The organism is Streptomyces sp. NPDC049915, assembly GCF_040656475.1.
In the GTDB taxonomy this organism is placed as follows: Bacteria; Actinomycetota; Actinomycetes; order Streptomycetales; family Streptomycetaceae; genus Streptomyces.
In genome coordinates this window covers 116,501-129,405 of sequence record NZ_JBFAMH010000022.1, presented here as the reverse complement: position 1 = coordinate 129,405, position 12,905 = coordinate 116,501, and the positions used below count along the sequence as shown (strand labels likewise).

The window sequence follows — 12,905 nt, the reverse complement described above, 5'->3', positions numbered from 1 at the left end:
GCTGACGGACCGCGTCCCCTGAGGGCGGCGGCCACTGTGAGCGTCGTCCACTGAAGCCAACGCCGATCGGCCCCGCCGGTTTCCCCCGCCGGCGGCGCCGGGCGGCGCCGCGCCGCGGTCGCCCCGACCGTCCTCGCGCTCGGCACGGTCAGCCTGATCACCGACGTGTCGTCGGAGATGGTGACGGCCGTGCTCCCGCTGTACCTGGTGGCCGGCCTCGGCCTGTCCCCGCTGGGCTTCGGCCTGCTGGACGGCGTCTACAACGGCTTCTCGGCCTTGGTACGGCTGGTCGGCGGCCACTTCGCCGACCGCGGCGGGGGCCGCCACAAGTGGGTGGCGGGCCTGGGCTACGGCCTCTCGGCCGCCTGCAAGCCACTGCTGCTGGTGGCGCACTCCCTGACCCCCATCGGCCTGGTCCTGGCGGCGGACCGCACCGGCAAGGGCCTGCGTACGGCCCCGCGCGACGCGCTGATCTCCCTGTCCAGTACGCCTCAGACGCGCGGCCGTGCCTTCGGGGTGCACCGGGCGATGGACACCGCGGGCGCCCTGCTCGGACCGCTGGTGGCGTTCGCCATCCTGCGGGCCACCGTGGACGGCTACGACGCGGTGTTCACGGTGAGCTTCTGCGTGGCTGTCGTGGGCGTCCTCGTCCTGGTGCTGTTCGTACCCGCACGCCGCCCGGAGCCGACGGCGGCCGACCAGACACCCGCCACACCGGCGGACCGCCCCACCCTCCGCAACGCCCTGCGCCTGCTGCACCGCCGCGACCTGCGCCGTATCACCGTCTGCGCCCTGCTGCTGGGCCTGGCCACGGTCAGCGACTCCTTCGTCTACCTGCTGCTGCAGCGCCGGCTGGGCGTGCCCGACCGCTGGTTCGCGCTGCTGCCGCTGGGCACGGCGGCCACATTCCTGCTGCTGGCGGTGCCGGCGGGCCGGCTGGCGGACCGGGTGGGCCGCTGGCGGCTGTTCCTGGCCGGCCACGGCGCGCTGCTCACGGCGTACGCGCTGCTGCTGACGTCCTGGCACGGGGCCGCGCTGCCGTACGCGGTGCTGGTCCTGCACGGCGCCTTCTACGCGGCCACCGACGGGGTGCTGATGGCGGCGGCCTCGGACAGCGTGCCGCAGGCGCTGCGCTCGTCGGGGCTCGCGCTCGTGCAGACGGGCCAGGCGCTCGCCCGGTTCGCCTGTTCGCTGGGCTTCGGCGCGGCGTGGACCGTGTGGGGCGACCGCACCGCGCTGGCGGCGTCGACGGTGGCGCTGGCCGTGTGCGCCGCGTGCTCGTTCGCCCTGCGCCCGCAGACCACCGCCGCCCCGCACGAGAAAGGCACCGCATGACGGCCGACCCCACTGCGCGCACCCCGTCCCGCACGCGCACCCGCATGCTCGTCCTGCTCGCCGCGGTCGCCGTCCTCGCGGGCGTGGCCGTCGCGTCGGTGCTGCACGCCTCCGCGCGGGCGGAGCGGCGCGAGCAGGCCCAGCCGGGCGGGCCGGAGGTGACCGCGGGCCGCGTGGCGCTGACCGACGGCGGCCGGATGGTCTTCCGGAACATGGCGTGGGGCCCGCACCGCGACGAACTGACCAGCGTGCCGGCCACCGACCCGGCCGGCCCGCGCACCGCCTCCGGCGTGAAGTGCCTGCGCTTCTACGCCGCCGCCGGCACCGGCGTGTGCCTGCAGGCGGTGCACGGCCCGGTGTCGGACACCTACCGCGCCGTACTCCTGGACGCCCGCCTGAACGAGACGCACCACTACGACGTCCCCGGCATCCCCTCCCGCGCCCGGGTGTCGCCGAGCGGGCGTTTCGCCGCCTGGACGGCCTTCGTGGGCGGCGACTCCTACGCCGGCACGAACTTCTCCACGCGCGCGGCGATCGCCGACGTGCGCACGGGGAAGCTGATCCCGTCCCTGGAGTCGTTCCGGATCGTCAAGGACGGCCGGGGCTACCGCGCGGCGGACGTGAACTTCTGGGGCGTGACGTTCGCCGCCGACGACCGCACCTTCTACGCGACCATGGCGACGAAGGGGCGGGCGTACCTGGTCCGCGGCGACCTGACGGCCCGTACGGTCACGACGCTGCGCACGAACGTCGAGTGCCCGTCCCTGTCCCCCGACGGCACCCGTATCGCGTTCAAGAAGCGCGTGCCGGGCCTGCCCAAGGACGCCCCGTGGCGCATGTACGTCCTCGACCTGCGCACGCTGCGCGACACCCCGCTGGCCGAGCCGCGCAGCGTCGACGACCAGGCGGTCTGGCGCGACGACCACACCCTGGTCTACGCCCTGCCGGGCGACTACGGCGCGGACCTGTACGAGACCCCGGCCGACGGCACGGGAAAGCCGCGGCGCATCAGCACCGCGGCGGTGTCCCCGGCGTACGTTCCCTAGTCCGGCCCCAGGCCGTCCCTACAGCACCGGCAGGTTCTTCCGCAGCTCGAACGCGGTGACCTCGGAGCGGTACTCCTCCCACTCCGAGCGCTTGTTGCGCAGGAAGAAGTCGAAGACGTGCTCGCCGAGGGTTTCGGCGACGAGGTCGCTGTTCTCCATGAGGGTAAGGGCCTCGCCGAGGTTCTGCGGGAGGGGCTCGATGCCCATCGCGCGGCGTTCGGCGTTGGACAGGGCCCAGACGTCGTCCTCGGCGCCCGGCGGGAGTTCGTAGCCCTCCTCGATGCCCTTGAGGCCGGCGGCCAGCAGGACGGCGTAGGCCAGGTAGGGGTTCGCGCCGGTGTCCAGGGAGCGGACCTCCACGCGGGCGGAGCCGGTCTTGCCGGGCTTGTACATCGGCACACGGACCAGGGCCGAGCGGTTGTTGTGGCCCCAGCAGATGTAGGAGGGGGCCTCGCCGCCGGCGCCGGCGGTGCGCTCGGAGCCGCCCCAGATGCGCTTGTAGGAGTTCACCCACTGGTTGGTGACCGCCGAGATCTCCGCCGCGTGCCTCAGCAGACCCGCGATGAAGGAGCGGCCGACCTTGGACAGCTGGAACTCCGCGCCCGACTCGTAGAACGCGTTGCGGTCGCCCTCGAAGAGGGACAGGTGCGTGTGCATGCCGGAGCCGGGGTGCTCGGAGAACGGCTTCGGCATGAAGGTGGCCTGCACGCCCTGCTCCAGCGCCACCTGCTTCATCACCAGGCGGAACGTCATCACGTTGTCGGCCGTGGACAGCGCGTCGGCGTAGCGCAGGTCGATCTCCTGCTGGCCGGGCGCGCCCTCGTGGTGGGAGAACTCCACCGAGATGCCCATCGACTCCAGCATGGTGATCGCCTGGCGGCGGAAGTCCATGCCGACGTTGGTCGGGGTGTGGTCGAAGTAGCCGGAGTTGTCGGCGGGCGTGGGGCGGCTGCCGTCGAGCGGCTTCTCCTTGAGCAGGAAGAACTCGATCTCGGGGTGCGTGTAGAAGGTGAAACCGAGGTCGGAGGCGCGGGCCAGGGCGCGCTTGAGCACATAGCGCGGGTCCGCGAAGGAGGGGGAGCCGTCCGGCATGAGGATGTCGCAGAACATGCGGGCGGTGCCGGGGGCCTCGGCGCGCCAGGGCAGCACCTGGAAGGTGGACGGGTCCGGCTTGGCGATCATGTCGGACTCGTAGACCCGGGCGAAGCCCTCGATGGCTGAGCCGTCGAAGCCGATGCCCTCGTCGAAGGCCTGCTCCAGTTCGGCGGGGGCCACGGCGACGGACTTGAGGAAGCCCAGCACGTCCGTGAACCACAGGCGTACGAACCGGATGTCGCGCTCCTCCAACGTCCGGAGCACGAACTCCTGCTGCTTGTCCATCTTCCGCTTCCCCATCCTTGCTGGTCAGGCCGCCTGTCCGCGGTGAGGCGGGAGGCGGTCGGGCACCTGAGCAGCATCCCATCACACGACCGTTTCATGCGCGTTGCGGACCATGATCGACCGGGCGGCTGCGGGCCGAACGTCCCGTGCGGCTGCGGGCGTGCTGCTCTTGACGCCCATCTTGCCTGCTCGGGCCCGCATCCGTAATGGCCGGATCGGTGTGCGACGTGAGCGACGACACCTCCCGTTAATTTGCATCCGAGATGCAAGTTTTCATACCGTCCGCATCAGTCGAGCCAGGAGGAGTCCTGATGCTGTCCGAGCAGTCAGCAGCCACCGTCCGCGCCACCCTGCCCGCCGTCGCCGGCGCCATCACGGAGATCACCGAGCGCTTCTACGCCCGGCTCTTCGAGGCCCACCCCGGACTGCTGCGGGACCTGTTCAACCGCGGCAACCAGGCCTCCGGCGCCCAGAAGCAGGCCCTCGCGGGCTCCATCGCGGCCTTCGCCGTGCACCTGCTGGACCACCCGGACCAGCGGCCCGACGCCATGCTCGGCCGGATCGCCCACAAGCACGCCTCCCTCGGTGTGACCCCCGAGCAGTACGAGGTCGTGCACGAGCACCTCTTCGCCGCCATCGCCGAGATCCTCGGCGAGGCCGTCACCCCCGAGGTGGCCGCCGCCTGGGACGAGGTCTACTGGCTGATGGCCAACGCGCTCGTCGCGATCGAGAAGCGGCTGTACGAGGAGAGCGCCCGGACGGGCCCGCGGACGTGGGAGGTCGTCGAGCGCATCGAGGAGACGGCGGACGTCGTCACGCTCCGGCTGCGCCCGGCCGACGGCGGCCCGGTGCGCGACTTCCGCGCCGGCCAGTACGTCTCCGTGCAGGTCGAGCTGGGCGACGGCGCCCGGCAGGTACGCCAGTACAGCCTGTCCGGTGCGCCGGGCGAGACCGTGCGCCAGTTCAGCGTCAAGCGCGTGAGCGGTGACGGCGCCTCCCCCGACGGCGAGGTCTCCAGCCACCTCCACGCGCGTGTCCGCGTCGGCGACGCCCTCGAGCTGTCCGAGCCGTACGGCGACCTCGTCCTCGACGACGCCCCCGGCGCCCCCGTGCTGCTCGCCTCCGCCGGTATCGGCGTCACCCCGATGATCGCGATGCTCGCCCAGCTCGCCGAGGACGCGCACGCCGCCCCGGTCACCGTCGTGCACGGCGACCGCTCCCCCGCCGACCACGCCCTGCGCACCGAGCAGGAGGCCTACGCGGGCAAGCTCGCCGACGCCACCGTGCACTTCTGGTACGAGCAGGACGCGCCCGCCGGTGCCCGCGGCGGCCTCGTCGATCTCACCGGGGTGGCCGTGCCGGCCGGCACGCGCGCGTACCTGTGCGGTCCGCTGCCCTTCATGCGCGCCGTGCGCGAGCAGCTCCTCGCCAAGGGGGTCGCCGCCGCCGACATCCACTACGAGGTCTTCGGGCCCGACCTGTGGCTGGCCCAGGGCTGAGCCGTCGCCTCACGGGGCTCTGGTGATCCCCAGCAGCAGCGGTCCCGTCGGGTCGGCGACGATGTCCGCCACCGTGAGCGGGTCCAGCGCGGCGAAGAAGGCCTCCTGGGCCCGGCGCAGGGCGCCGCGCAGGCGGCAGCCGGAGTTCAGGGGGCAGGGCGAAGAGCCCTCGCAGTCGACGACGTCGCCGTCGCCCTCGAAGGTGCGCACCACCGCGCCGACGGAGGCCGTCCGGCCCTTCTCGGTGAGCGAGAGCCCGCCACCGCGGCCCCGGCGGGCGTCCACCAGGCCCAGATGCTGCAACTCGGCGACGACCTTGGCGGCGTGCGTGTACGGCACGTCCATGTCCGCGGCCACCTGCCGGGTCGGCGGCGTGGACGTACCCGCGACGGCGAGCCGCATCAGGACGCGCAGCGCGAGGTCGGTGGAGCGCAGGAGCCGCATACCGCCAGCCTAGGTAATGCGCATCCGGGAGTCCAAATATCGCACGGGCAGGGACAGGCACCCGTGCGGGCACAGGCGCCCAGGCGGTCACCGGATCGCGGCGCTTCGCGTACCGCGGCCGGTGTCTGCCTACTGCGCGCCCCTGCTCCCCCACTACGATCAGCGGGCCCCACCGTCCCCGTCCCTTTCCCCGAAGGACACGCCCCATGGGTTCCGCGAACACCGATCACGACACCAGCGCCGCCCGCAAGGCCCACGTCGCCGCACTGCGCCAGGCCGAGCAGGCCCGTCAGCGGCGCCGCCGGGGTCTCACCGTCGCCGCGAGCGCGGTCGTCGTGGCGGCGCTCGCCGCCGGTGCCGTGTTCGTGGTGAAGTCGCGGTCCGACGACGGTGGTGGCGGCAAGGCCGAGGCGGCCGCCAGTGCCGGCGCCGACGGGAAGAACAGCGGCGTCGGCGCCAAGAGCGCGGCGGGCGGGCAGTTCGTCACCGGCCCGGACGGCGTGCGGACCTGGAAGGGCACGCTGAGCCGCAACCACGTCACCACGCCGGTGACCTATCCGATGCACCCGCCGGTCGGCGGCGACCACAACCCCGTGTGGGCGGACTGCAACGGCACCGTCTACACCGAGCCGGTGAAGGACGAGATGGCCGTGCACTCCCTCGAACACGGCGCCGTCTGGGTGACGTACACCGGCAAGGCGGCGAAGTCGGACGTGGCCGCGCTCGCCGCTCGGGTGAAGGCGACGCCGTACACGCTGATGAGCCCGTACGCGCAGCAGTCCGCCCCCATCGTGCTGTCGGCGTGGGGACACCAGGTGAGTGTGCGCAGCGCCGACGACCCGGCCGTGAACACGTTCCTCTCCACCTATGTGCAGGGCGCCCAGACGCCGGAGCCCGGCGCGTCCTGCTCCAGCGGGATGATGAAGTGAGGCACGTCGGGCTGATCGCCGGCGCGGCCGCGGCCGCGCTCGTCGCCGCCGGTGCGATCACCTACGCCGTCGCCGAGGACGAAGGGTCCTCGGCGCGCACGCCGGGTGCGGAGTCCGCGGACGCCGGGTTCGCCCGGGACATGGCCGTCCATCACCAGCAGGCCGTGGAGATGTCGTACATCGTGCGCGACCGCACGAAGGACGAGGACGTGCGGCGGCTCGCCTACGACATCGCGCAGACGCAGGCCAACCAGCGCGGCATGCTGCTCGGCTGGCTCGACCTGTGGGGGCTGCCGAAGGTCACGTCCGAGCCGCCGATGACCTGGATGGACATGGGGGGCATGGCCTCCGGCAAGGCCTCGGACGGTGCGTTGATGCCGGGCATGGCGACCAACGCCGAGCTGAGGGAGCTTCAGGGCCTGAGCGGGAAGCGCGCCGAGGTCCTCTACCTCCAGCTGATGACGGACCATCACAAGGGCGGCATCCACATGGCCGAGGGGTGCGTCCGCAGGTGCACGGTGGAGGTCGAGAAACGGCTCGCCCGGGGCATGGTGGAGGGGCAGGAGTCCGAACTGAAGGTGATGGCCGGCATGTTGAAGGAGCGAGGAGCCGCACCCAGGGCGTAACAAACTTTATTGGGTTCCTTTTGGCCTTCTTATTCCCCTGACATGAACAGTTCATCGACAGAGTGTGCACCGTCGAGTGATCCACTCGTCGACGAACCGCACAGGGGGTTCCATGAGATCCAACCGCGCCGCGCTGCGCGCCTCCGTGAGCCTGGCAGCCACCCTGCCCATGCTCGCGGGCGCGCTGGCGCTCGGCATACCCGCGGCCAGCGCCGCGGACAACCCGCACCGGGACGCGCTGGCCGGGACCAAGCCGGCGTGGGCCACGGCCAAGGCGGACAAGGGCGCGACGGCGGACACCTCACAGGTGTCCGCGCGCGTCTACCTCGCCGGCCGGGACGCGGCCGGGCTGGCCGCCTACGCACGGGCCGTCTCCGACCCGTCCTCGCCGCAGTACGGCAAGCACCTGTCCGCGCGCCAGACCCAGGCGCGCTTCGGCGCGACGGCGGCGCAGGTGGCCGCGGTCAAGTCCTGGCTGACGTCCGCCGGACTGAAGGTCACGTCCGTCACCGCCCACTACGTCGCCGTCAGCGGCGACGTCGCGGCCGCGGAGAAGGCGTTCGGGACGCAGCTGCACAACTACGCCAAGGGCGGCGCCACTTACCGAGCGCCGGTCTCCACCGCGTCCGTGCCCGAGGGCGTGCGGGACGCCGTCCTGACCGTCACCGGTCTCGACAACGCGCCGCACAAGGCGAGCCACAAGGACCAGCTGCCGCCGCCGGACGCCGTGTTCCGCAACTCCGGGCCGTTCTCGTCGTACTACGGCTCGAACATCGCCTCCACCCTGCCGGACGCGTACGGGCAGAAGATCCCGTACGCCGTGCGCGGGTACACCGGCAAGCAGTTGCGCGCCGCGTACGGCGCGGGCACGTACACCGGCAAGGGGGTGCGCGTCGCCATCACCGACGCCTACGCCTCGCCGACCCTCGCCTACGACGTGGCCACCTACGCCGGCAAGCACGGGGACGCCCGCTGGAGCACCGGGCAGCTGCGGCAGGTGCTGCCGAAGAACTACACCAAGACCGAGGAGTGCGGGGCCGCCGGCTGGTACGGCGAGGAGACGCTCGACGTCGAGGCCGTGCACGCGGTGGCGCCTGCCGCGCAGATCACGTACGTCGGTGCGGCTTCTTGTTACGACGACGATCTGCTGGACTCGCTCAGCAAGATCGTGGACGGGCACCTGGCCGACATCGTCTCCAACTCGTGGGGCGACATCGAGGCCAACCAGACGCCCGATCTCGCGGCCGCCTACGACCAGGTGTTCCAGTTCGGTGCCGTCGAGGGCATCGGGTTCTACTTCTCCTCCGGTGACAACGGCGACGAGGTCGCCAACACCGGCACCAAGCAGGTGGACACGCCGGCGAACTCGGCGTGGGTGACCGCGGTGGGCGGTACCTCGCTGGCGGTCGGCAAGGGCGACAAGTACCAGTTCGAGACCGGCTGGGGCACCGAGAAGGCCGCGCTGTCGGCCGACGGTCGCAGCTGGGTCGGCTTCCCCGGGGCGTTCACCTCCGGTGCGGGTGGTGGTACGAGCCGGACCGTGGCCCAGCCGTACTACCAGAAGGGGGTCGTGCCGGACGCCCTCGCCAAGGCCAACGGCGCCGCGGGGAACCGGGTCGTGCCGGACATCGCCGCGATCGCCGACCCGAACACCGGGTTCCTGGTCGGGCAGACGCAGACGTTCCCGGACGGGACGCAGCGCTACGACGAGTACCGGATCGGTGGTACGTCGCTGGCGGCGCCGGTGATCGCCGGTGTGCAGGCGCTGGCCCAGGAGGCCGGGGGCGGTCAGGCGCTCGGGTTCGCGAACCCGGCGATCTACGCCCGGTACGGGTCGAAGGCGTACCACGACGTCACGGACAACCCGACGGGGAAGGGGCTGGCCGTGGTCCGCGTCGACTTCGTCAACGGGGTGGACGCGAGCGGGGGGCTGAGCACGTCGGTGCGGAGCCTGGGGAAGGACAGCTCGCTGCAGGCCGTGAAGGGGTACGACGACGTGACGGGGGTCGGGTCGCCGGCCGGTGGGTACGTGGCGTCGTATCGGCGTCACTGAGGTTGTTGTGCGGCGCCTGGCCCCTGCGGGGGGCTGGGCGCCGTTTTTGTCTGCGGGTGGGGGTGCCTGCGGCGTCTGGGCCGGTTTTTGTCTGCGGGTTCGTTGTGGCTGGTCGCGCCGTTCCCCGCGCCCCTTTTGGTGCCTGCGGCGGCCCGTTGCTGTCCGGTGGCCGGTTGCGCCTTCGGTTCGTTGTGAGTCGGGGCCGGGGTGGGGGGTGTCCGTCCTCGGTCCGGCCGCCCGTCCACCGACGACGGCACCCTTGCCCGGTGCCGGCCGCTGCGGGCGGACACCCCCCACCCCGTCCCCTTCCCGCCGTACGCGGGTGCACCAACGCCGTGGCGCGCGCCTTCGACTGGGCACCCCGTCGCGCCGGGCTGCGCAGCCCGCGCCCGGTCGGCGTCGGCGCCGGGCAACCAGGAAACGCCGGGTGCGTAGCCCTGTGCGGCCCGTCGGGGGACATTATGTCGAGGTGACGATTACACTGGGCCGCGTGCCTCAACTTCGTCTCGCTCTGAATCAGATCGACTCGCGCGTCGGCGACCTCGCCGGGAACACCGAGACGGTCGTCCGCTGGGCCCGGCACTCCGCCGAGCAGGGGGCGCATCTCGCGGTCTTTCCGGAAATGGCGCTGACCGGCTATCCCGTCGAGGACCTGGCTCTCAGGTCCTCGTTCGTGGAGGCGTCCCGCACCGCGCTGCGCGCGCTCGCCGCCCGGCTCGTCGAGGAGGGGCTCGGGGAGCTGCCCGTGCTCGTCGGCTACCTCGACCGCTGCGAGACCGCCCAGCCGAAGTACGGCCAGCCGGCCGGTGCGCCGCAGAACGCCGCCGCGGTGCTCCACCGGGGGGATGTGGTGCTCACTTTCGCCAAGCACCATCTGCCGAACTACGGCGTCTTCGACGAGTTCCGCTACTTCGTGCCCGGTGACTCGATGCCCGTGCTGCGGCTGCACGGCGTCGACATCGCCATGGCGATCTGTGAGGACCTGTGGCAGGACGGGGGGCGGGTGCCGGCGGCGCGTTCCGCCGGAGCGGGGCTGCTGGTCTCCGTCAACGCCTCGCCGTACGAGCGCAACAAGGACGACACCCGGCTGGAGCTGGTCCGCAAGCGGGCCCAGGAGGCCGGCTGCACCACCGCCTATCTCGCCATGATCGGCGGGCAGGACGAGCTGGTGTTCGACGGTGACTCGATCGTCGTGGACCGTGACGGGGAGGTCGTCGCCCGGGCGCCGCAGTTCTCCGAGGGGTGCGTGGTGCTCGATCTGGAGCTGCCCGCCGCCGATCCCGGGGCGCCCGACGGGGTCGTGGACGACGGGTTGCGTATCGATCGGGTGGTGTTGTCCGAGGAGCCGGTGGCCCCTTATGCGCCGGAGCACCGCGGTGGCTACGCCGAGCGGCTCGACGACGAGGAGGAGGTCTACTCCGCCCTCGTCGTGGGGCTGCGTGCGTATGTGCAGAAGAACGGGTTCCGGTCCGTGCTCATCGGGTTGTCCGGGGGCATCGACTCGGCGCTCGTCGCGGCCATCGCCTGCGACGCCGTGGGGGCCGAGAACGTTCACGGCGTGGCGATGCCGTCCAAGTACTCCTCCGAGCACTCCCTCGGGGACGCCGCCGAACTGGCCCGGCGTACCGGGCTGAACTTCCGTACCGTGTCGATCGCGCCGATGTTCGACGCCTATATGGCGGCGGCCGAGCTGACCGGGCTGGCGGAGGAGAATCTGCAGTCCCGGCTGCGGGGCACGCTGCTCATGGCCCTCTCCAACCAGGAGGGGCACATCGTCCTCGCTCCGGGCAACAAGTCCGAGCTGGCGGTCGGTTACTCGACGTTGTACGGCGACTCGGTGGGCGCTTACGGGCCCATCAAGGACGTCTACAAGACGTGGATCTGGCGGCTGGCCGAGTGGCGCAACCGGGCCGCCTTCGAGAGGGGGCAGACGCCGCCCATTCCGGAGAACTCCATCACCAAGCCGCCGAGCGCAGAGCTGCGGCCGGGGCAGGTCGACACCGACTCGCTGCCGGACTATCCGGTGCTCGATGCCATCCTCGAGCGGTACGTCGACCGGGATCTCGGGGCCGATGCCATCGTCGCCGCCGGGTACGACCCCGAGCTGGTGACCCGGACGCTGCGGATGGTGGACACCGCCGAGTACAAGCGGCGGCAGTATCCGCCGGGTACGAAGATCTCGCCCAAGGGGTTCGGGAAGGACCGGCGGCTGCCCATCACCAACGGGTGGCGGGAGTCCGTCTGAGACGGCCGGGGGCGCCTTCGGGCGCCCCCCTTCGTCGTCAGTGGTGCAGGGTGGGCGCCTCGTGCGGGACGTGCGTCGCCACCACGCGCCCCTCGTGCGGGGACCTGCGGTCCACCGCGTAGGCGATCGCCGCCACGCCCAGGCCGAGCACGGCCAGCAGGGCGCCGGCCAGCGCCGGGGACGTCGTGCCGAAGCCCGCGGCCAGGGCCAGGCCGCCGATCCAGGCGCCGCCCGCGTTGGCCAGGTTGAACGCCGCCTGGTTGGCGGAGGAGGCCAGGGACGGGGCCGCGGACGCCTTCTCCATCACCATCAGCTGCAGCGGGGAGCCCGTGACGAACGCCGCCGTGCCCAGGAGGGCCACGGCGAGGGCCGCGGTGATCTGCGTGTGCATCAGCAGGGGGAACAGGGCCAGGACCGCGGCCAGTGACACCAGGCCACCGAAGAGGGTGCCGCGCAGCGAGTGGTCCGCCAGGCGGCCGCCCAGCAGGTTGCCGATCGTCGCTCCCACGCCGAACAGGGCCAGCAGGACGGTCACGCTCGCGTCGGCGTAACCGGCGGCGCCGGTGAGCATGGGCGTGATGTAGCTGTAGGCCGCGAACAGCGCGCCGAAGCCGGCGACCGTGGTGCCGAGGGCCAGCCAGACCGGCAGGGAGCGCAGGGCGGCCAGTTCGCCGCGCAGGCCCGTGGCGGACGCGTGGGTGTGGTCGTGCGGGATCAGCGCGGCGAGGGACGCGATCGCCGCCAGGCCGATCACGCTGACGCCGAGGAACGCGGCCCGCCAGCCGAGGTGCTGGCCGACCAGGGTGGCCACCGGGACGCCCGCGATGTTGGCGACCGTCAGGCCGAGGAACATCAGGGAGACCGAGCGGGCCTTGCGTTCCGGCGCCACCATGGTCGTGGCGACCACGGCTCCCACACCGAAGAAGGCGCCGTGCGGGAGGCCGCTGAGGAAGCGGGCCGCCAGCAGGGTGGCGTTGGTAGGGGCGAACGCGGAGAGCGCGTTGCCCACGACGAACAGGACCATCAGCGCGATCAGCACCGTACGGCGGGACATGCGCGCCGTGAGTGCCGCGAGGAGCGGGGCGCCGATGACCACACCCAGGGCGTACGCCGAGACCAGGTGGCCGGCGGCCGGGATCGAGATGTGCAGGTCGTCCGCGACGTCGGGCAGCAGCCCCATCATCACGAACTCGGTCGTACCGATGCCGAAGGCGCCCACGGCGAGGGCGAGCAGGGCCAGGGGCATGAAGTACCTTTCGAGACTTTGGGGACGTTCGGAAACTCTCTATGTTTCCGTTCGGAACAAAGTCTCTCAGGCGGAGTATTCCGCCAGGTGGCGCCCAGGTTA

The 12,905-nt window shown here is 72.1% G+C and carries 10 protein-coding genes; 7 read left to right on the top strand and 3 right to left on the bottom strand.

Annotation, left to right across the window (positions count from 1 at the left end):
• Nucleotides 1-153 precede the first annotated feature (153 nt).
• Entirely contained in the window at nt 154-1,335 is a 1,182-nt protein-coding gene (locus AB0J12_RS29925; RefSeq protein WP_363267657.1) for an MFS transporter, read from the top strand.
• The gene (locus tag AB0J12_RS29920; RefSeq protein WP_363267651.1) at nt 1,332-2,381 is read left to right on the top strand and encodes a TolB-like translocation protein; all 1,050 of its coding nucleotides are present in this window, start codon (nt 1,332-1,334) and stop codon (nt 2,379-2,381) included. Before AB0J12_RS29925 ends, AB0J12_RS29920 begins: the two co-directional genes overlap by 4 nt.
• A gap of 18 nt (nt 2,382-2,399) precedes the next feature.
• Here the strand turns inward: AB0J12_RS29920 and glnA are convergent, their stop codons facing one another.
• Entirely contained in the window at nt 2,400-3,761 is a 1,362-nt protein-coding gene (gene glnA, locus AB0J12_RS29915; protein ID WP_363267650.1) for a type I glutamate--ammonia ligase, read from the bottom strand.
• 311 nt (nt 3,762-4,072) lie between these two features.
• Here glnA and AB0J12_RS29910 point away from each other — a divergent pair, with 311 nt between their 5' ends.
• Nucleotides 4,073-5,260, top strand: coding sequence for a globin domain-containing protein (locus AB0J12_RS29910; protein WP_363267649.1), 1,188 nt, complete (start codon nt 4,073-4,075; stop codon nt 5,258-5,260).
• A 9-nt stretch (nt 5,261-5,269) separates the two neighbouring features.
• Here the strand turns inward: AB0J12_RS29910 and AB0J12_RS29905 are convergent, their stop codons facing one another.
• Nucleotides 5,270-5,704, bottom strand: a complete 435-nt coding sequence (locus AB0J12_RS29905; protein ID WP_363267648.1) for an Rrf2 family transcriptional regulator — start codon at nt 5,702-5,704, stop codon at nt 5,270-5,272.
• A 206-nt stretch (nt 5,705-5,910) separates the two neighbouring features.
• Here AB0J12_RS29905 and AB0J12_RS29900 point away from each other — a divergent pair, with 206 nt between their 5' ends.
• The 4 genes from AB0J12_RS29900 to AB0J12_RS29885 all read left to right on the top strand — a co-directional run bounded on the left by AB0J12_RS29900 (nt 5,911) and on the right by AB0J12_RS29885 (nt 11,557).
• On the top strand, nt 5,911-6,633 hold the full coding sequence (locus AB0J12_RS29900; protein ID WP_363267647.1) for a DUF3105 domain-containing protein: 723 nt from the start codon (nt 5,911-5,913) through the stop codon (nt 6,631-6,633).
• Nucleotides 6,630-7,259, top strand: a complete 630-nt coding sequence (locus AB0J12_RS29895) for a DUF305 domain-containing protein (RefSeq protein ID WP_363267646.1) — start codon at nt 6,630-6,632, stop codon at nt 7,257-7,259. The genes AB0J12_RS29900 and AB0J12_RS29895 overlap by 4 nt, the downstream gene beginning before the upstream one ends.
• Nucleotides 7,260-7,371: 112 nt before the next feature.
• Nucleotides 7,372-9,312 (top strand): S53 family peptidase, encoded by a 1,941-nt coding sequence (locus tag AB0J12_RS29890; protein WP_363267645.1) that lies wholly within the window; start codon nt 7,372-7,374, stop codon nt 9,310-9,312.
• Nucleotides 9,313-9,802: 490 nt separating this feature from the next.
• Entirely contained in the window at nt 9,803-11,557 is a 1,755-nt protein-coding gene (locus AB0J12_RS29885; protein WP_363267644.1) for an NAD+ synthase, read from the top strand.
• 37 nt (nt 11,558-11,594) lie between these two features.
• Here the strand turns inward: AB0J12_RS29885 and AB0J12_RS29880 are convergent, their stop codons facing one another.
• Complete coding sequence (locus tag AB0J12_RS29880; protein ID WP_363267643.1) at nt 11,595-12,803, bottom strand: MFS transporter; 1,209 nt, start codon at nt 12,801-12,803, stop codon at nt 11,595-11,597.
• Nucleotides 12,804-12,905 lie beyond the last annotated feature (102 nt).

Excerpts from the sequence above, each read along its gene's own strand:
- AB0J12_RS29890 (WP_363267645.1), top strand. The coding sequence starts at position 7,372 with ATGAGATCCAACCGCGCCGCGCTGCGCGCCTCCGTGAGCCTGGCAGCC.
- AB0J12_RS29880 (WP_363267643.1), bottom strand. The coding sequence starts at position 12,803 with ATGCCCCTGGCCCTGCTCGCCCTCGCCGTGGGCGCCTTCGGCATCGGT.
- glnA (WP_363267650.1), bottom strand. The coding sequence starts at position 3,761 with ATGGACAAGCAGCAGGAGTTCGTGCTCCGGACGTTGGAGGAGCGCGAC.
- AB0J12_RS29905 (WP_363267648.1), bottom strand. The coding sequence starts at position 5,704 with ATGCGGCTCCTGCGCTCCACCGACCTCGCGCTGCGCGTCCTGATGCGG.
- AB0J12_RS29910 (WP_363267649.1), top strand. The coding sequence starts at position 4,073 with ATGCTGTCCGAGCAGTCAGCAGCCACCGTCCGCGCCACCCTGCCCGCC.
- AB0J12_RS29920 (WP_363267651.1), top strand. The coding sequence starts at position 1,332 with ATGACGGCCGACCCCACTGCGCGCACCCCGTCCCGCACGCGCACCCGC.
- AB0J12_RS29900 (WP_363267647.1), top strand. The coding sequence starts at position 5,911 with ATGGGTTCCGCGAACACCGATCACGACACCAGCGCCGCCCGCAAGGCC.